We start from the raw sequence: 20,970 nt of genomic DNA on the forward strand, positions 1-20,970 counted from the left end.
GGGTTAACGATGAACAAAGGGACTAAAAAGACACTATCTCTATTGCTGGCAGCATCCATGAGCATGTCCTTGCTTGCCGCCTGCACAGGAAACAACACGCCATCGACATCGAACACAGGCAAGGAGTCCTCGACCAACTCGGGGCAAAACAATCCGTCGACATCGCCGGAGTCCAAGACGCTGGAGCCGGTCAAGCTGGAGGTTATGCTCTGGGGAGATAAGCCCAAGCAATTCGACGAGATCGTCGCCGAGTTCGAGAGACAGACCCAGGATACGCTGAACATCGACCTGAATGTGACCTGGACGCCGCTGGCCGACTACGGCAATAAAATCAAGCTGATGCTCTCGGCCGGTCAAAAGATCGATCTGGCCTTCGATGCGCCGTGGTTGAACATGCCCAGCTTGATTGCCAACGGAAGCTATATCGAATTGGACGGATACTTCAATAACGATCAATATCCGGGCTTGAAAAAAGCGTTTGGCGAAAGCTTGCTGAAAAACAATACGTTCGTCGGTCCCGACAAAGAGCAGCATCTCTATGGCGTGCCGCTCGGCCAAGGGTATGCTCCTGTATATGCGCTGTATTATCGGAAGGATCTGAGCAAGAAGCACGGCATCCCGGAGCTGAAATCGTATGACGATATGATCGCTTACTTCGACGCCATCAAAAATAATGAGCCTGGCATGACGCCTTACATCTTCAATAAGGATCAATACCCGCCGGCCTGGATCATCGACGGGGATAGCGGCTTGAAGATCAAGCAGGCCCAAAACGATATCTGGGAAGTATCGACAGGCGCTGCGGGCGTCGCCAAATTGCATATCGTAGACAACCAGATCAAGGCGGCCTATTTGCCTGGAGAAAGCACGGAAGCGCTGAAGGACTTCCCTGCGCCTTACCAAGCGCCCGACTTCAGCACCAACGAAGAGATATTGAAGTGGAACGAGCAGGGCTTCATCGAATCCAATGCGATTAACCGCAAGGATGCGCAGGATCAATTTACGGCCGGTACCGCAGGCTCGTACATGCAGACGCTGGACAGCTATGTCGCGCTGGAGAACGCCCTGAAGGCAGCGGTAGCGGACAGCGAGCTAGGCGTCTATGTATACGAGAACAACGTACGCAATATGGAGCCGGCTTCTCTGCTCACCGAATTTAAATTCTGGAATTTCCTTAGCATTCCCGCTTCGTCCAAAAACGCAGATCGCGCCATGATGTTCCTCGATTGGATCTTTGCAAGCCAGGAGAATCACGACTTGTTCGAATACGGCATCGAAGGCAAGAACTGGGTCGCTGTAGGGGACGACAAATACAAGCTTCCGGATGGCGTAGACCCGGGCCAGAACTATGCATTCCCTGGCTACCAGCTCACCTGGAATCCGACCTACATGCGTCTGGCCGAAGCGTATCCGCAAGATATCGTGAAGTATTACAGCTATGTTGCCCAGGACTCGACGTTCGTCAAGCAGATCAGCGCGGGCTTTACATTTAACGGGGAGCCTGTAAAAACCGAATTGACCAACCCATCCTTTGCAAAAATGGCCGCGGATAACGCAGGCTTCGAGCTGGGACTGATCAAAAATATCGCCGATAGCAAAGCCAAACAGGAACAAAATCTGTTGAAGGACAAAAAGCTGCAGGAAGATATCCAGACGATCAAGGCGGAGCTCGTCAAGCAACTGCAAGCGTTCCTGGACGAGCAATGAGGAACACGCGTTGGACCGTTGATCAACTGCGGGAGAGCGGCAGCAACCAGCAAAGGTGGCTTAGCCTACCCGGCAGCCGCGTCGTAGTCAATCCCTTCAACTTCAAGGAGGCGGGGACGACGTCCCCTGCTTCCTACAGCAATCGGGCCTCGCTGCCTCTAAATATCGGATACCTCGCGCCGCATATCCCCGCGTCCGAGATCGGGCTGGAGTTCGGCGATATGATGATGATCCATACCGATACGGGGCTCGATCCGCAGCGCATCGAAGGCGGCGTGTTGGATGGATCGGACCCGGCCCGCTGGACGCTAAGCGAATACGATGTGCCTGAGCATGGGTCCGTCCTGTTCGCAGACGCCGGCATCACGGTTACCGTTCATAGCGACGCGAGAGATTACTGGCAGTACCTGACGACAGAGCTTGAGGTGGATCTGGACCAGACGCCCATGCTGCTTGCGGCCATTCCCCATTGCAAGTCCGCATGGAGCATCAAGGTCGCGCCGCTCGAGGCGGCATCGGCAGCCGAGGATATCGAGCTGATCGCGGAAAATTCCAACACGGGCGCGTTTCACGTCGATATCGCCGCAGCGACGGGTTGGCGAGGCCGCAGGCGCTTCAAGCTGAGGTTATACGCTTACGGGTTCGGCCAATCGATCGCCTTCGAGAAGCTGGAGCTCGCGGGGGTTGTGCAGCCCTACGCCGCTGCCGAACGCTATACGACCGAATGGGCGCCTCACGAGCTGGCCTTTCAAGCGAGCTACGGCGATGCGATGACGTTGGAGGGGCGAGACTTTGGGTACGCCCGCAACACGGTGTGCAGATCGATCGCTTGTACGCAAGCAGCGGAGGCAGACGCAGATATCATCCTGGGCGGCCGCTATACGGGACAGGTTACGTACGATCCGGGCCTGTCCATGCTTGTTGTCTCGGACAGTCGCTATAGCTGCGCCCTTCGACTGTTGGGAGAGTCTGCCGGGGAGATCGTCTACTATGCCGATTATTGCGACTACATAGCCGGCGCCCGGCCCTTGCAGGAGCCGCCGCCGTTCGGATATTGGCAGATGCGGATCAAGCCCGAGCGGTACAAGAGAGAGGGGCTGCATCTGTTGGTCGCCTTCCCGGGTCCGCTGGAGACCGTCGAGGACCTGGTGCGCGATCTCGGCGCGATCTCGCCCGGGGAGTCGCTCGAGCAGCATCTAGCCGAGCATCGGCAGCAGAATGAACGCTTCTGGAACGATTATCTGGACAAGGTTCCCTCGCCTTCGCTGTTCTCGCTGGATCATGTGCCCTCCGCAGGCGTAACGCCCGAGCAGGTAGAGGCGCAGTATTACAAGGCCTGGATCTTCCTGGCGTCCAACGTGCTGGACGTATCGCCGGAGGCTGGTTATCCCTATCCGCAATTATGCTGCGGCAAGCCTTCGCTATGGGGCTCCGGGGCGAATGAAGCGCCTTACTCTGCGGCATGGGAGAGCCTCTTCGCGATCCAACTGTATGCGTATATCGATCCTGATGTCGCCTGGGCGGCGTTCAAGGGCTTGATGTCGCTGGTCGATGCCAGCGGCATGCTGGGGGGAGAAAGTCTGCCCTCCAGAAAAGCGCAGACGGCCATGATTTTATACGAGCTGACGGGCGATCTGGACGCCTTGCGGTCCGTCTCTCCCTCGATCCGTTCCTACTTGCGTTGGCGCGTGGACAACCCGCGCTGGATACTGGGATCGATCAATGATCCGAATTCGAAGGATTCGGAGTTTGTCGTGTCCGCCCTGATCGATATTTCTTATTACATTCAGATCGCGCAATTGCTCGGCATGCAGGAAGAGATCCCGCTCTGGCAGGAGACGTATGCCGCATTATTGCACGACTACACCACATGGTTCTGGGATACGCCGGGCGGATTTCCTCATCAATATTACGATGTCGCCACAGGCATCAGGAAACCGGGCTGCACCGCATGGGTGCTGACGGGCGTACACCTGCCTTCCCTGGAATCGCCGTATACGGATAGCCTGATCCGACGCTTCCAGGCGGAATTCGCCCCGAGCAAGCCGTTCGGAGGTCTGGCTTATCCGAAGCATCCGGACGTGAACTTCGACATCTATGGCTTGATTCGGCTAGGTTATGCGGAGGAGGCGCGACAGCTTATCGAGGTATGTATCCGCGATGTGACGAGGTCCGGCTTTTTTGCGGAGCAGTATGACGTGGAGGACCTCCCCCATCCGACGGGAGTGAGGCCATCGATCTTCGGCTGCGCGCAACTGATCGAGTGCGTACTCCTCAAGAACGGGTATCGTCTGGAGCTAGGCCAGCCTTATCGCATGGATCTGTTCCAGGAGCAAGGGCTGGTCGAGCATTGGTAAGTACGGATTCAACCATAGAGATTTCAAGGATTGGGAGTGTCGAAACTGACGAATATCGTATCTTTACGCGATTGCGAATGGGGATTGATGGGCTTCTACAAAAACCAATGGCGATTGTATGAGTCCATGGAGCTCGGACATGAGATCAATCCTGCGATCAGCTATATGAAAGCAAAAATTCCCGGCAGCGTCCAAACGGATCTCATGACCAGCGGCTGGCTCGCCGATCCGAACATAGGCTTGGCCAGCCTGGAGGGGGAATGGGTCAATAATCGGGAATGGGTGTACGAGACGAACTTCAGTCTGCCCGAGGACTGGCTGGAGGATCGGTGCGAGCTCGTATTCGAAGGGCTGGATTACTCCGGAGAGATCCATCTGAATGGCAAGAGGCTAGCTATGTTCGAGGGGATGTTTATCCCCGTCAGACTGGATGTCACGGACCGGCTTCGGACCGATGGACCGAACCGATTGCTCGTCGTATTCCATACCGCGCCGGATGTCGACGGACAATTCGGTTATTCCAATCAGATACGAAAGCTGAAATCGCGGTTCAACTATGCCTGGGATTGGTGCCCGAGGATCGTCCCGGTCGGGATCTGGCGAGATGTCTATCTTCACACCTACAGCGACGCGAAGATCAATGACTTCTACCCTCAGGCGAATGTAGAGGACAATATGGCGGATGGCGAGGTGCGATTCACTACGGAGGTGACCGTCGAGCGACGAGGCACGTATACGATCTCTTATACGGTGACGACGGACCAAGGCGAGCAGAAGGCGTGTGCCGTCCATACGGAGGAGCTGCGATGCGGGACGTATCGTATCGAGCACGAGCTGGCAGTACCCGACATTGCGCTGTGGTGGCCCAACGGGTACGGCAAGCAGCCGCTGTATCGAGTGGGGATCGAGATTGCGGATGAGCAGCAGACCATCGCCTGCCACGCGAGCAAGTCGATCGGATTCCGCAGCGTGCAATGTATTCCGAATCCCGGTTCCCCCGAGCAGGCGCTGCCTTATACGCTCGTCGTCAATGGCAGACGGATCTTCATGAAAGGCGTCAATTGGGTGCCGATTCGCCCCTTTTACGGAGACGTCCAGGCGGACGAATATGCCGACTACCTTGGCCGGTTCAAAGCGATGAACGCGAATATGCTGCGCGTGTGGGGCGGGGCGATTATCGAAAAACAAGCTTTCTACGAGTACTGCGATGCCAACGGACTGATGGTGTGGCAGGAGTTCCTGCAATCCTCTAGCGGCATCAACAATACACCGCCGGACGATCCGCGGTTTCTCGATGAATTGGAGCAGGTGGCGAGCCATGCGATTAAGGAAAAACGAGCCCATCCGAGTCTCGTCATCTGGTGCGGAGGCAACGAGCTGATGTGGGAAGGGTTCAAGCCTGTCGACGAGCGACATGCCAACATCGCAAGGCTGGAAAAAATCGTCGCGGCGCTTGATCCGGGCCGCATCTTTTTGCCGACGAGCGCCTCCGGTCCCCGCTTTACGGCGGATATCAGGCAGATGGGCAAAGGGCTTCATCACGATGTACACGGGCCTTGGGTTTATCTCGAGGAGGAGCATTACGCGTTTTTTAATCAGGACGACTCCCTCTTGCTGTCCGAGATGGGCACTCCGGGTGTAGCAAGAGCGGAGAATATCGAGAAGTATGCGATCGACTGCTCGGCCTGGCCGCCGACCAAGGATAATCCGTATTGGGTTCACCGGGGGGCGTGGTGGATTCAGTGGGAGCAGTTGAACCGACTCTTCGGCGAGTGGAGCCGCGAGCATGACGAGCTGCAGCTCTACAGTCAGGCGAGCCGTTATGTGCAGATGGAATCGCTCCGTTATGCGATCGAAGCGACGCGGAGAAGGGAGCCGGCGTCCTCCGGTTTTATCATCTGGATGGGCAATGAACCGTATGCCAACAACTCCAACACCTCCGTCATCGAATACGACGGGATGGTCAAGCCGGCTTATTATGCGGTGAAGGATGCCTTCGCCTCGCGCCATATCTCGGCGAGGTACGACAAGATCAAGTACAGCGAAGGCGAGCGGTTCGCCTGTTCGTTGTATTGGCACGACGAGTCTGGCGCAGACGGGGACAGCTTTGAAGTGCTGGCCGAGGTCGTTGGGGTCGATGGCACGGTGTACAAGCAGCAGCGGTATAGCTGCGCTTCCGGGCCCTCGGCGACGCAAGCAGGCGAGCTGGAATGGATCGTCGCGGCGGCTCCGTACGCGCTCTTCTTCTTGAGATTGCAGGTGCGGGATCGCGACCATACGGTGGTCAGCTCCAACACCTACTTGTATTCGCTGGACTTGGCCTCCCCGTATCGTCCGCTGCGTCAGTTGCCCAACGCATCGTTAGCGATCGAGCTTGGGGAGCAGGGGCAATTGCATATTCGGAACGTCTCCGATATTGCGGCCGTAGGGGTTATGGTTCAAGAGAAGGAAGCGTCGAGATTTGCTTCGTTCGATCGTAACTATCTTTCTATTTTTCCGGGAGAGAGCGTTACGGTGACATGTTCCATGCTCCCTATCGATACAGTGGAGCAGTTTGTAGTCAATGGTTTCAACCTAGAGTAACCGAACTAACCGTTGATACAACAAAAGGGAGGATATCGTATGTATAGGTTCGCGAGATGGAATAGACCGATTGCACTACTGCTCATCGCATGTCTGTTATTATCTTATCCGGGTATGATCGCTGCGCAGAGCTCGGAGCTGGACAATCACTGGGCACAACCGGCCATGACGAAATGGATCGACAAGGGGATCATCCGGGGGGATGGCAAGCAGGCGTACAAGCCGGATCGACCGATGACCCGGGCGGAGCTGACCAGCTTTATCGTACGGATACTGAATCTGCAGGAAACGAGCGCTACCTCCTTTGTCGATGTGCCGGCCGATGCCTGGTATGCGTCCGATTTCTCGAAGGCCTACCGTGCGGGGATCGTCGTAGGCGATGCGAATGGAAGGGCCAGACCGCTGGATACGATTAGCCGCGAGGAAGCGGCGGTCCTGTATGCCCGCGTATTCCAATTGCAGGCGAGCGAGCCATCGCAGGCGCATACGTTTGCCGATGACGCGCTGATCGCCGACTGGAGCCGCGATGCGATTCAGGCGATGCAGGAGAAGGGCTATATCCGCGGGAAGAACGGCAATGTCTTTGACCCCAAGGGTCGCTTAACCCGTGCAGAAGCCTTCCAGATCTTCGATAATGTCGTGGATGAAGTCATAAGCGATGCGGGCACCTACTCGGGAGACTACGCCAAAAGCGTCATCGTGAACGGCAATCCAGTCGTACTCTCCAAGATGAAAATCAAAGGCAATCTCTACATTACGGCTGGAGTCGATGCGGACGCACTCGCACTGGATCAGGTCGAGGTCGAAGGAAATGTATACCTCGATGGCGCCGGGACGGAAGGGATAACCTTCTCCAATGTTCAGGTGAAGGGAACGGTTATCGTAAACAAGGGGCAGCTCAATGTTGAGGTGAATAACAGCATCATCCATGCTCTGGAGCTGGCGAAGCCGGCAACGATACGCTTGAATGGTTCCAAGGCGGACATGATGACGCTTGGCGCCAAGGGAGCGGGGAGCGAGCTGCATCTCGATCCGCAATCGAGCGTGGGGCAATTCGTCGCCCAAGCCGCTATCGCCATCACAGGCGCCCAGGGGATCGAGCAAGCCGATATTAAGGCCAGCGGCGTGACGATGGATCGCCAACCGGGCAAGCTCAGTATTGCCCCGGGTGTAAGCGTCACGATCGCGGGCAAGGCAGTCACCTCCGAGGACTTGAACAATCCGGGCTCGACGGGCACGGGAGGGGGCAGCGTCTACCCGACCAACCCGAGCGGACCGACTGGGCCGACCACCCCCATCGATCCAACTGATCCGACAGATCCGGTAGGCGCGATGCTCAGCCAGCAGCTCGCCGAAGAGGATGGTCCGCAGCAGCGTCGGTGGATGAGCGTGCCCGGCAGCCGAATTGTCGTTAATCCGTTCGACTTCCATCTACCAGACCCGACGACGCAGGTTCATTACAGCAATAGCCCGATTCTTCCACTGAATATCGGGTTCCTCAGTCCATGGCCGACGGATTACAAGGGATATACGTTGCCGAACGTTATGGGCGTCTTCGATAAGTCGCAGACAGACCAGGCGGTCGACACCGTATGGTCGGCCAGCTTTGACGATCCGGACAAATGGCGCATCAGCGAGTTCGAATTTCCAGAGGATGCGATCGTCGACTTCGATCCGGAGTATATCCGATTGCATGTCAAAAACGATGCGACCTATCCTTGGCAATTCCTGACCAGCGAATCGATCGCAATCGATCTGGACAAGCAGCCTTTATTGCAGCTTCATACCGAGACGACAGGCACCTGGGCGATCAAGATCTACGACTTGAGCAAGGGCGACCGCGGAGATGAACGGGTGCTGCGGGCGGAAGGCTCGGGCGACGGAACAGAGACGATCGATATCGCCAAGATGGTCCCGGACTGGAAGGGCGAAAAGGATATTCTGCTGCGCATCTTCCAGGTGGGCAAGGGCAGCTACCTCAACATCGATACGCTGGAGATCGTCGAGATTCAGTCGGCACTGGCGGAGGCCGAGGCATATACGACCACCTGGGCACCGCATGAGCTGACCTTCGGGGCGGACTATAAGAGCGGTCTGCGATTGGAAGGGGCTGATTTCTTCTATGACGAGGACACGGTTGTGCGCACGATTCAAGCGAAGCGCCAAGGAACCAGCTCCTCCCTCTCCTTGTTTGGGCAATACAAAGGGGATATCCAATGGATGGAAGAGATCAACACGCTGTACGTATCCACGGGTGAAGACCAGCAGGATCAGCAGTACGCGATTTCCTTCGGTCAGTTGTCCTCCAGCGGGATTCGGTATTTCGCGAGCTATGCCGATATGCTGACTGACAACGGCTCGCCTGAGCCATTCGGCAGAGGGTACTGGCTGATGGACTTCGACCTGACGGTAATGCCGACTGGAGGATTAGCTACAGCCTTCAGCATCGGGACGTCGGCGGATAGCAAGGCGAGTGTTCTCGCAGCGGTTCGCCAACCATTTGCGAACAACGATCGGGATCGCAAAGCGAAGGAACGATTGAACCAGTGGAATCAATATTTGGCCAAAGTACCTGCGCCGGGTCGTTTCGAGCTCGAATATGTCGATTCGCAGGGTGTCACCTTCGAGCAGATCGAGCAGGAGTATTACAAGGCCTGGGTATTCACGGCTTCCAATATTTTGGCCGCCGCTCCCGAAGTGGGCTTTGACTATCCGCAGATCGTGACCGGGAAAGCCTCGCTATGGGCACATGGCGACCCCAAAGCGGCATATTCCGCTTCGTGGGAAAGCTTGCTGTCGATTCAACAGTATGCCTACATCGACGTCGACCTGGCATGGGAAGCCTTCAAGGGACTGATGTCTCTGGTGGATGAAGACGGACTGATGGCAGGGGAGAGCTTGCCTTCGAGGAAGGCTCAGACGGCGCTCATTCTCTACAACATATCCAAGGACGCCGAGTCTTTGGAAGACATCTACCCTGCGCTGGAGCGGTATCTGTTGTGGAGGATCGATCATCTGCGCTGGATTATGCCTGGCATCGACGATCCGACGGTCATTGATGCGGAGTTTGCCGTCTCTGCGCTGAAGGATATCGAATTTACGATTCAGATTTCCCGAATCCTGGGTTATACCGACAAGGTGGATGTGTGGGAGGATCGATATCGGGACTTGTACATCAAGTACACGACGACCTTCTGGAAGGATGGCGTGCCTTACCAATACTATAATCTGGTGAATGGCGAATTCACGCCGGGCAACCCGCTTTGGACGTCCACAGGCATGTATATTACCGATCTGGACTCGACGTTGCGCGAGAGCTTGTATGCGCGATTGAAGGCGAATATGAAGCCGGAGGAGCCGTTCGCCGGGCTGTTTATTCCGAAGCATCCGGATATTAGTTATTTGACCTACGGTCTTATCGAGCATGGCTTCGTCGATGACGCGAGAGTGATTATCGAGACGATGGTAAGGGATGTAACCCAGGCTCATTTCTTCGCCGAACAGTATGTGGTGCCCGGCGTGCCTTATCCGCAAGGCGTCCGTCCGTCATCGTTTGGCGCGACGATGCTCGTCGATAACGTGCTGCAGCGCAATGGCTTGCGCACAGACCTGGGCGAGCCGCTGTTCACGAATCTGTTCGACACGAATGGAGAAGTGTCCAATCTTTCCCTTGGCGGGTCGATCATGAACTTCGCATTGGATGCTGCCAAGCAGGAGATCCAGTTGTCGGGCTCCTGGATGGGCGGGACGACGGCTGTTATCCAGGCTCCCGATCATAAGCCGGTGCGCTTGCCCGCCGTCGCGGAATCGCCGCTCGAGGATCGCATCCTCGGGATTGGCGAGCAGGCGAAGCTGCCGTTGCAAGCTTCGATCAGCTATTCGGTGGCGAGCAGCAATGCTGCAATAGCCTCCGCCGAGTTGACCGACAACGTACTCACGGTGACCGGTCGCTCTGCCGGGAACGCGGTAATCACCGTCGTCTCTACCCGGAATGGCTATTCCGATACGATCCGTACGTTTCATGTAGCCGTGTCTCCTGCAGGATGGCAGCACGAGCAGGCGGGCGGCCTGGATGCATGGACCTGGGATCGCGGCAAGCTCCAGGCGAGCCAGACAGGCGGGAAGCTTCGGCTTGATGTGGTGCAGGATCATTACATCGAGACGGTCATCGCAGCCGATGCCGAATCGGTACAATTGCTGAAGCTCGCGGTAGAGCAGGCCAACGCGCGTTGGGGCGTCAGCTTGATCGACGGCAATAATCAGGAGATCGTCCTGCAACCCATCGGAGACGCAACGGGCGAGCACCTCTTTGATGTGGCAGCCTTGACGGGCTGGACGGGCCAGCAGACCTTCAAGCTGCGGATCTATGCCTCGCAGTCCGGCGGAAGCGTGAGCTTCCGTACATTGGAGCTGCTACGCAAGCCCGAGATCGGTATGCAGAGCATCGCCGACTATGAAGTCGAGGCGTATACGGAGACGAGCATTCCGCTGCGGACCGTCCCTGGACGGGTCAGCTATCACTTGACCTCGGAGCATCCGGAGATCGCTACGGCGCAGATGGCGGGCAATCGACTGAAGCTGCAAGCGCTGAGCGAAGGGACGACGACGATCACGATTCTATTGAAGCGAGACTTCTATGCAGATCGCGAGCTCTCGTTCCAGGCGAGCGTTAGCGTCCCGGATGTGACGGCTGCCGATATCGCGCCTCAGTATGTATCGGTCGATGCGAGCAAGCGAGTACAGGTGACTGCCGTTCCGGATAACGTAACGATCGTACCGGTGTCAAGCGACAGCGGTGTCGTGCAGGCCGCGGTACAAGACGGGAAGCTCTCGATTACAGGCGTAGCCGAAGGGACGGCGACCGTCACATTAACGCTCTCGAAGACGGGGTACCAGTCCATCACGAAGACATTCCCAGTGACCGTGTTCGCCAAGGGCTTGGGCTGGCAAGCGGACTTCACGGACTTGCAGCGTTGGAGCTACGGCTATTCCACGAACCCGGGCGGCATGAATGTTGCACAGTTGGATGGGGGAGCGGACGGCGTCAAGCTGACGGTGACCGATCAGGCCAACCCGACCTGGCAGCCATTCTATACCAAGATCAAGGTGAATGTGGACGAGACGCCGATCCTGCAAATTCGAACCTCCGACGTCTCCAAAGACTGGACGGTGAAAATCGGGACCAGCGAATTTGGAGACGAGCAGGCGTTGAAGGGAGAGGACGGCTCGGAAGGCACGTTCCACTGGAATGTGAAGGATTTTGGATCGATGTCCGGTTGGACCGGGGAGCAGGAATTTTTCGTCAAGGTGTATCTGGTCGGAGGGTCGGGCGCTTCCATCACGATCGATCAACTGCGGATGGTCAGCCAGACCTATCTCGACAACAGCGCATTGGCCATTACCGTAGGCGATATTGCGCCGCAGCAGGTCTCGGTCGATGCGAGCAAGCAAGTAGCGGTCGCTGCCGTACCAGGCGACGTCACGATCGTTCCGGTATCCAGCGATAGCGCTATCGTGCAAGCGACGGTCCAAGCCGGGAAGCTGTCGATTACCGGCATCTCCGAGGGGACGGCCAATGTGACGTTGACGTTGTCCAAGACGGGGTATCCTTCGGCAACCAAGACATTCCCGGTGACGGTGTATGCCAAGGGCTTGGGCTGGCAGGCAGACTTCACGGACTTGCAGCAGTGGGAATACGGGTATTCTTCTAATCCTGGCGGCATCCATGTCGAGCAGGTGAACGGCGGCATCGATGGCATTCGATTAACGACGACGCCGCTGGCAGATCCGCCTTGGCAACATTTCTATACGAAGGTCAAGGTGAAGGTGAATGTCGATGAGACGCCGATCCTGCAGATTCGCACCTCCGCGCCAGTGAACAACTGGACGATCAAAATCGAGAACCAGGACATTGGCGTCGATCAAGCGCTGAAGCCGGAGGACGGATCGGAGGGGACGTTCAACTACAAGCTGACGGATTACGGACCGATGTCCGGCTGGACCGGCGAGCAGGAGTTCGTGATCAAGCTCTTCGTCACGGGCGGCACAGGCGCTTCCATTACGATCGATCATCTGCGTATGGTCAGTCAGAGCTTCGTCGATGGGCCGGTATAACCAGTCCGCAGCAAGATCGCCAGAACCAAGCTAGTCATTCGCTTCTGAAATAACGTTTCGATCCGCGTTGAGGAGAGGGGGCTTCCGATCGCTGTTGTCCCTCTCCTCTCCACGCGATATGCTGCGGACTGTTTTTAATGATGGAGGAGGAATGGTAAATGGGGCCAAAAGTCAAAAGGTCAGCTTTGTATGTTCTGGTCGTCGCTATGGTTGCAACATGGCTTGGCAGTTCCTTTGGGTCGACGAACGCGCATGCTGCGATGATCGGGAATGTGGAGATGGCGGGGGACGCCACGTTCGATAGCAATAGCCTTGCGGACAGCAGCCCGCAGCAGCCCCGCTGGCTTAGTTATCCGGGGAGCCGCCTCTCGCTGAACGCCAACATGGGGGACTCCTCGACGCCGCCCGGGCCATTAAATGGAAACCTGGCGGCGCATATGGGCGGATGGTTCAAGTCTTCGATCTTCAAATGGCCTTCGGTCGTCACGACAAGATTGGTGGCAACCGGGACGAATGGCAGCCCGGCCAGCGCCGTCCAGTCGACTTGGTTCCCTTACAAAATCGATTTTAATGCCACGTATTCCGGCTTGGCGAACCAATCATTAAGCGGCTACGATTTTTTCGTGGATGATAACGGCACCTTTGTCCGCTACCTTCAGAACAATGCAGGCGTCCCTAACGATATCCTCGTAGGGGGGACGATCACCGGATCGGGCGGAGCCCAGTGGGACAGCGCGAATCGTGTCCTGCTCGTATCCGATACCAACTATTATTATGCCATTCGTTTCGTCGGCCTGTCGGCGGATACGACCCCGACTGCGCTAGATGAGGTTCCTGTGGTGAACGCATCGGCCTGGAGCTTTAGGAAGCATTTCGGCTCGGGCGGCAGGATGGCGGTAAGCGTAGGCGTAGCCGCCGCAGTCGAAGGCAGCTCGGTAGCGATCGCTCGCGCCAAAGATGCGTTTGCCGTTAAAGTATCCGATCGGTTAGCGGCTGCCAAGGCTTACTTCGACACACAGCTCCGAAAAGCTCCGCTACCATCCGTATGGGGCTTCACTCAGGTCAATCCCTACGGCGTCACCGCTCAGCAGCATCGCAATAGCTACTACAAGGCGTGGACGTTTTATTTGCAGAACTATATGAAAGCGCTACCGGAAAATGCAGCCTCGTTCCCTTATCCGCAAGTGATGACGGGCAAGCCCTCCCTTTGGAGCTTCGGCGAGCCGCGCAATCCCGGGTCCGCGCAGTGGGAGAGCCTGTTCGGCTACCAGTACCTCGCTTATGTGATGCCGAACGAAGCGTGGAGCGCTTATCTGGGCTTGATGAGTCTGGTCGATGCCAACGGAGCGCTGGCAGGCGAATCGTTGCCGACTCGCAAGGCGCAGACCGCATGGATGCTGTACAAAAATACAAACGATCTGAGCAAATTACAGTCCGTATACCCGAATCTGAAGCGGCATTTGGATTGGGCCGAGGATCATCCGTATTGGTTTATGGAGGGGGTTAATACGCCGCCTACGTCCAAGGATTTGGACTTCGTCGCTTCGTGGCTGTTCGACGTGGATTTTGCGATCAAGATCGCCAGTCAGCTAGGCATCACGGGAGACGTCACGATGTGGCAAGCCAAAAAACAGTCGATGCTCGCCAATATGGACACCTGGTTTTTCGCAGAGCCTCAACAAATCTATCAGTACTACGATACGGTAACGGGCCCAGTCAGCCTCGGGGGCGACTACATCAAGATTAGCACGCTGGCGGTTCAAGGCTTGTCCTCGCAGCCGTTAGCCCGGTTAAAGGATTTCTTCACCGGCATCCACGATCCAAGCGGGCAAATGAGCGGCTTTGGCGCCATGAAGTATCCGAACACCTCCTTGGCGATATACGGTCTGCTCAATAATGGCGGGCACAAGCAAGCGAAGGAATATATCGAAGCCAATCTGCGCGATGCGATACGAGCCCCGGACTTTGCAGAGATGCTTCTGCCCGGCGGCTCCAATCAGCCCGTAACCGGCGGCGTACGACCGAGTCTGTTTATGGCAAGCGCCGTCATCGAATTCACCTGGTTGTTGAACGGCGTGCGTATCGATTCTGGTTCGGCGACGAGCTTTGCGTTCAACTCATCGGCCTTCTCGCTGCCGAACGCTCCGAACGCGATGCCTACGATCGAGGACTTCAATCATGTGGGGGACTGGACCGAGCGTGTCAATGCCGGGACGTATGCGATCGGCGGAGCAGGGACGGTATTCAACGCTTCCGCAAGCCCTTTCAACTACGGTTATGCCGCCAAGCCGGTCTCCTACGATGTCGACGCATTTTCGCAATTGACGATCAAGGTGGATCAGGTACGCGGCGGCTGGGCGCTCAAGGTGAATGATGGCGGCGTCGATATCGACGTGCAGCCGGCTACCTCCCAGGTCGGAGAGTTCACGTATGATCTGAAGGGGATCACCGGATGGTCCGGGGCAAAAGCATTCAAGATCAAGCTGTTTGCCGTCGATGGTTGGGTGAAGGCCGATACGATCCATGCGATTCCAACTCCGCTGTTGGAGGATTTCACGGACGTTTCGGATTGGACGAATCCATTTAATGCCTCGATCTCGACAGCCTCGGGGGTAGCGACCGTATCCGCTGGCGTCGGTCACTATGGCTCCGTCAAAAAGAGCGTCACGGTTAATCTAACCGATTCGCCGCTATTGCAGATTACCGTACCGCAGGTATCGCCAGGGAGCCAGTGGGCGCTAAAAGTAAACAAAGGCGCTGGAGATATCAATGTGCGGACGGACAATGCCCAGACGGGCACCTTTACTTATGACCTGCGGACGATCACGGGCTGGAGCGGCAAGCAAACCTTTGATATCCTGCTCTATGTCATCGGTCCGGCAGGGTCGAGCTTCAAGGTAGACGCCATCGCGAGACCTGCCTATACGCTCGAGGATTATAGTAATGTCGCTGACTGGCCGGTGCGCCATAATATGACGGCGAGCTCGTCGAACGGTATGACCACCCTGTCTGCTGCGAGCGGGCCAAACGGAAACATCGTCCGAACCGTCGAGTACGACCTGAATCGATATCCCTATCTGACCATTGTCGTACCGACGCTGACGGGCGGAGCGGGCTGGGCCTTGAAGGTCAACGACGGCACCGTAGAGAAGGTCATTCAAGCCGATCATTATGCGACAGGCAGCTTTACGTACCATATCCCTTCCCTTACGGGCTGGAGCGCGGGCAAGAAGTTTGATCTCGTCCTGTTCCAAATCGGCGGACCGGGAACCTCGATGACGGTCGATGAGATGCGAATTTCGAATGCTCCGTAACCGCTCCTGAAGTATAATAGATTCGTCAGGATGAATCGTGGAGGTTATATTGATGGCTAATCCATGGGCGAACCAAAAGAAAATCCGGGGTTGGAAACGCAGAGTAAAGCAGATTGAGCAATGGAAGCAACGTTATCTCGAATTAGACATGGAAGAGCTGGAACGTAATCATAGAGACTATGTCAAGCTATGGATCGACCCGTTTTATAGACTAACGCGGCGCAACCCTCCGGTGTGGTATGCACGGTTGCTCCTGGCGGCGATGATCGAAGTGTATCAATCGTGGTCTCGGCAGATGAGCGGATTAAATGAACCGTATTACCTGAAAATCTGGCTCTATCATCCGCACTTCATTAATTCCCAAGTCGTCGTCGCGTATCGCGAGGCTTTGCATTTCTACGACCATACCTTCGATCCAGGCAACGATAACAAAGCATTTCCCACGCAGCTGTATGGGACAGTGCCTGGCCTGCAACCATTCCAATGGGAGCTTGCCGTCGATGCGGATCGGTATTGGCTCTCTGATCTGCAGAAGGACATTGAATGGGGATTTAGTAGGGCGAGGGATATCGAAGCTATCCAGAATAAAGCGTACGCAAGCGAGACGATACGATCGGGTGCGGGCGAGGATACGGTATATAAAGTGAGTGTCGGGGATGTGTGGTTGGGCGAGATTGTATAGAGCAGCATACTCAGGGTGTCCTCAAAAGGCCGAAGAGGCACGGGAACGAATCTGTAGAAGCGAAGCTTATGCTTCCGAAGTCGCTTTCTTGCAGAAAGCGTGTAGCCTATGCTTCCGAAGTCGCTTTCTTGCAGAAAGCGTGTAGCCCCCGGATTTCAACCGCTACAGCGGTTAGAAACAAAGAAATCTGGGGACAACAGCGATCGGAAGATCGATCCCGTGACCGTAGGCTCTGTTTTGAGGGCAGTCTGGCATACTCGCTCATGAACGATGGCTGCAACCGTGGAGAGGTTACAGGGAGGTGGTTCGTCATTGCTCAAATCTATGGACCTTATGACCGTCCAAGCCGAGGTGCTCTATATTCATGATGAGGCGGGCCGGATCACCGTGACGAATGAACCTGCCGGCCAAGCTGCGCCGAGATTATTTTGGGGACATACCGAAGAAGGAAGTGTAGTCCGATTTCGCGAGGACATGCCGGATCCCGTGGTGGATGAGGTTTTGCAGGTGATCGATCAAGCGGGTGCGACCGAAAAGCTGGCGGGGGTTATTCGAATCCTCGCAAAGCATAGCGGCATCAACAAGATATGGATGGGGCCGGCCTTTGTATTTCCGCAGGGTATAATAGATGACAGCGATGCTGTATTGGTCACGGAAGAGAATACGTCCTTGTTGGAACGAGGGTTCCCTCATCTACTATCCGAGCTGCACTCTCGCGGACCGTGTTATATGATGCTCGCGGACCACATGGCGGTGTCGGTATGCTATAGCGCAAGATACAACGACAGGGCTGCAGAGGCTGGCGTCGAGACGTTGGAGGGCTATCGTGGTAGAGGCTATACGACGCGGGCAGCAGCCTCATGGGCTCATGTGATTCGCCAGTCCGGCAGGATACCGCTGTATAGTACATCCTGGGACAATTATGCCTCCCAGTCTATAGCAAGACGACTACAGCTTCATCGTTATGGTACGGACATTTCGATCGATTAGAACACCAAAAGCGTGGACCCCAAGGCAAGAGCTTGGGCGTCCACGCTTTGTGCGTGGTGGATTAGATCGGATCGTCGTATACGCTCATCAGCGCAGACCCGGTTGTGCTGTATGTACTCGCCCTCGCACCATAAGACGTGCTGGAGTTAGGGGTATTGAGATGTATCCTGCTGCTGGCAGACAAGTACGTGTAGTAGCCGACATCGGAGCCTGTGTTCAGATTAGTGAAGCCGCCATTCCAACTCGTCCCTGGCAAGGAGGATGCTTGCATCGTCACTCGGTTCGCGCTTGAGGAGAAGCTGTAAAAGGGCAGCGACGCCGACGTATTGGACGGTGCGAACAGATAGACAAACCCGACATAACTGGCGGCCGATAGACGCATATTCGGGGTATCGGCCCGCGCTGTCAACGAGGTGGGCGCAGTCTCATACAAGTTAGGGACGTCCCAATCCGGGAATAGGTCCGAAAACTCAGGGAGCTCTTCAATCGTGCCATCCGCATGCTCGACCGACATTTGTCCATCTACAGTCCAGGAAGTGCTATAGATAATAGCTTCTCTCGAATCCAGGATCGCGTCCTTCCATTCCTCGGGCGCTGTGTCCAAATCGGCATAGGCGAGTTGTTCGGACGATAGGGCGGCATAACTGATGCTTGGCTGATCGCTTGCCGACGAGATGCTGGGTACCGTCAAGGCGATAAGAAGGGCGGGAATGGTGAAGAGCGAGAGTGCATTTTTTCCCATAAGCAGGTTCCTCCGTTAGATTGGATTTTGGTAGAGTGGAGCAGGGACTTGAGTAATGCAGCATTTGGTTAATTGGGTGATTATATCATATCACTTAATATATGTAATTGGAATGGCTTGGGAAAAAAGTCTCTGCATTTTAAGAGAAAGTTGACACTGATCCAAGACAACTGTAGAATATTATTGTAGACAAGTGTCTTGAAAAGGGTGATCCTATGAGTGCTATGAAGAAGCTGCCGGATGCCGAATTTGACATCATGAAAGTAATCTGGGCTCATGATGAGCCGTTAACGACCAGTGTCATCATGCAGGAGATCGGGAACCAACGAAACTGGAAGCCTCAGACGGTGAATACGCTGTCGCTGCGATTGGTGGAGCGCGGCTTTATCCGCACGGAGAAGAAAAACGGCAAGGAGCTCTATTACTATCCGTTGATCAGCAAGGAGTCCTATCTGAAGTTCGAGACGGGCGACTTTATCGAGCGCTTCCATTCCAACTCCTTCCTCAGCTTGGTGGCTACGCTATATGAGGGGAACAAGCTGCAAGACAGCGACCTCGACCAGCTCGAGCAGTGGCTGAAGGAGAAGCGAGATTAATATGCAGCCATGGCTAACGATCATGATCCAAAGCACTGTCGCCATGTCATGCGTAACGCTCGCGTATGCGGCGCTATCGCCTCTCTTAACCAAAAGGTATGCAGCCAAGTGGAGCTATATGGGATGGCTGCTCATTGCAGTCGGCTGGATCATCCCGTTCCGTCCGCCGCTAGACCTGTTCATCGGAGCTGCGCACAGAATAGACATCTCGGCTAGAGTTATGCAATCGCTTAACCATGACCTGTTAGCGATGGATGCGAGCGGTCTGGAGGCTATCCGGGAGAGTATACCGCTATGGGTTGTGCTGCTAGCCATCTGGGGCCTGGGGGTTGCCTGCTCCGTCGCCTATCACGCACTCCGCCATCGCCGCTTCATGCGTTTCGTCGGCCGCTGGAGCGAGCCTGTCGTCGATCCGAGGGTATGGGAGATATTGATCCGTGTGCAGGCGGAGCTGGGGATGCAGAGGCAGATCGGCGTCAAGGTATGCGAGGCTTTGCCAAGCCCGATGCTGGTCGGCTTGCTCCGACCGATGATCGTCCTGCCGACGATCCAGGTACCAGAGCATACCTTGACCCTGATTATGAAGCATGAGCTGATCCACCTCAAGCGCCATGACCTGTGGAGCAAGGCCGTGCTCGTAGCCGTCACCTGCCTGTACTGGTATAACCCGCTGGTCTATCTGATGGCCAGAGCGGCAGCCGACCAATGCGAGATCTCCTGCGATGAACGGCTGCTGCAGGATGCCGACGGTCAATTGCGCATGCAGTATGGCGAAGCCATTATTGGCGCTGCCAGGAGGAGAGGGAGGGCGTACACTCCATTATCGACTAACTTCTATGGAGGGAAGAAGAGTATGAGGCTGCGTATCTCCTCTATCATGGACGTCACGCGGAAGCGCAATGGCGCGGCCATCCTCGGTGTGACGCTGGCAGGGATCATCCTGACCGGGGGTATCGTGGTATCAGCGGGCTCCGCCCAACAGCAAGAGGCAATACCCGCCACGACAGTCGGGTCGGATAATGAGTATAGTCGTCCGAGCGATGAAGTTGTCCAACGCAAGGCATTGCTGATCCGATTATTGACTGGGCCAGCTACAGCTACTCCCAACCCTGCAGGGGACGGGGCCACTATGAGTGTGGACGAGTCTGCCGGTGTTGGCGATGGCATCGTAAGCAACGAAGTACACCGGTTCAAGGAAGCGTTGCAAAACGCCTACCCGGGCAACAAGTAGAGGCCGTGGCAGACCAGGCGATGAAAAGTGAAGCGTTCAAGCGGGGCCGTAGGCTTCCCATAGGACGCTTCTTTCTATCCAATACCAATATACATAGCGCTCCTCAGAGGCTGGTGTCGATCGAGGTGTGCAAAGGAGGCTAAAGCTTGAAAAACACAGGTGTCGTCCGTAAAGTGGACGAGTTGGGGCGACTCGTATTACCTAGAGAACTGCGACGTACATTACGCATAGAGGAAGGGGATGCACTAGAATTTTTGGTCGATGATAAGAACCGGCGCATCGCACTGCGCAAATATCGGATGCAGGAGTGTCTGTTCTGCATGTCGCTGGAGCAATTAAGCTACTATCAGGGACACTTCATCTGCAATGACTGCTTGCTGGAAGTCTCGCAAGCGGTCCGTCAGACGACAGTGCAGCCATACGAAAGCCGCGAGGAGCAATGGCAAGGACCAGGATCAGCCCCGGGGCCCGTCCCGGTGCGCGGTAAGGCGATCACCCGTCTGAGGGCTGCCATGGAAACCTACCCCAACGCCAAAAACAGCGAATGGGCCCGCCTGATCGGCGTCACGCCCGGTCGCGTAAGCCAACTCCTGGCGACGTTGGGGAAGAAGGAGAAGAGGGGGTAGGGGCGTAGCCTCTACCTTTTTTGGGATT

At 56.0% G+C, this 20,970-nt stretch carries 11 protein-coding genes; 10 read left to right on the plus strand and 1 reads right to left on the minus strand.

Annotated elements, in window-relative coordinates; all coding sequences use genetic code 11:
• The first annotated feature begins 9 nt into the window (after nt 1-9).
• From PA598K_RS08240 to PA598K_RS08270, 7 genes are all read left to right on the plus strand, one after another.
• A complete protein-coding gene (locus PA598K_RS08240) occupies nt 10-1,707 on the plus strand; it encodes an extracellular solute-binding protein (RefSeq protein ID WP_128656492.1) in 1,698 nt (565 codons plus the stop codon).
• Nucleotides 1,704-4,064, plus strand: coding sequence for a hypothetical protein (locus PA598K_RS08245; protein ID WP_128656493.1), 2,361 nt, complete (start codon nt 1,704-1,706; stop codon nt 4,062-4,064). Before PA598K_RS08240 ends, PA598K_RS08245 begins: the two co-directional genes overlap by 4 nt.
• A 36-nt stretch (nt 4,065-4,100) precedes the next feature.
• Entirely contained in the window at nt 4,101-6,647 is a 2,547-nt protein-coding gene (locus PA598K_RS08250) for a glycoside hydrolase family 2 protein (RefSeq protein ID WP_128656494.1), read from the plus strand.
• A 39-nt stretch (nt 6,648-6,686) separates the two neighbouring features.
• Entirely contained in the window at nt 6,687-12,761 is a 6,075-nt protein-coding gene (locus PA598K_RS08255) for an S-layer homology domain-containing protein (RefSeq protein ID WP_128656495.1), read from the plus strand.
• Nucleotides 12,762-12,919: 158 nt separating this feature from the next.
• A complete protein-coding gene (locus tag PA598K_RS08260; RefSeq protein WP_128656496.1) occupies nt 12,920-16,075 on the plus strand; it encodes a hypothetical protein in 3,156 nt (1,051 codons plus the stop codon).
• Between the two features lie 52 nt (nt 16,076-16,127).
• The gene (locus tag PA598K_RS08265; protein WP_128656497.1) at nt 16,128-16,757 is read left to right on the plus strand and encodes a hypothetical protein; all 630 of its coding nucleotides are present in this window, start codon (nt 16,128-16,130) and stop codon (nt 16,755-16,757) included.
• Nucleotides 16,758-17,069: 312 nt separating this feature from the next.
• Complete coding sequence (locus PA598K_RS08270) at nt 17,070-17,747, plus strand: GNAT family N-acetyltransferase (protein ID WP_128656498.1); 678 nt, start codon at nt 17,070-17,072, stop codon at nt 17,745-17,747.
• Nucleotides 17,748-17,808: 61 nt separating this feature from the next.
• Here PA598K_RS08270 and PA598K_RS08275 read toward each other — a convergent pair whose 3' ends face one another.
• Nucleotides 17,809-18,489, minus strand: coding sequence for a hypothetical protein (locus tag PA598K_RS08275; RefSeq protein WP_128656499.1), 681 nt, complete (start codon nt 18,487-18,489; stop codon nt 17,809-17,811).
• A 215-nt stretch (nt 18,490-18,704) separates the two neighbouring features.
• Between PA598K_RS08275 and PA598K_RS08280 the strand changes: the two genes are divergently transcribed.
• The 3 genes from PA598K_RS08280 to PA598K_RS38760 all read left to right on the plus strand — a co-directional run bounded on the left by PA598K_RS08280 (nt 18,705) and on the right by PA598K_RS38760 (nt 20,942).
• Nucleotides 18,705-19,085, plus strand: coding sequence for a BlaI/MecI/CopY family transcriptional regulator (locus PA598K_RS08280; RefSeq protein ID WP_128656500.1), 381 nt, complete (start codon nt 18,705-18,707; stop codon nt 19,083-19,085).
• 1 nt (nt 19,086) lies between these two features.
• The gene (locus PA598K_RS08285; RefSeq protein ID WP_128656501.1) at nt 19,087-20,316 is read left to right on the plus strand and encodes a M56 family metallopeptidase; all 1,230 of its coding nucleotides are present in this window, start codon (nt 19,087-19,089) and stop codon (nt 20,314-20,316) included.
• Nucleotides 20,317-20,462: 146 nt separating this feature from the next.
• Nucleotides 20,463-20,942 carry an AbrB/MazE/SpoVT family DNA-binding domain-containing protein gene (locus PA598K_RS38760; protein WP_128656502.1) on the plus strand — a complete coding sequence of 160 codons (480 nt, stop codon included), beginning with the start codon at nt 20,463-20,465 and terminating at the stop codon, nt 20,940-20,942.
• Nucleotides 20,943-20,970 lie beyond the last annotated feature (28 nt).

The sequence above is a fragment of the Paenibacillus sp. 598K genome (assembly GCF_003851045.1).
Taxonomy (GTDB): Bacteria; Bacillota; Bacilli; order Paenibacillales; family Paenibacillaceae; genus Paenibacillus_D.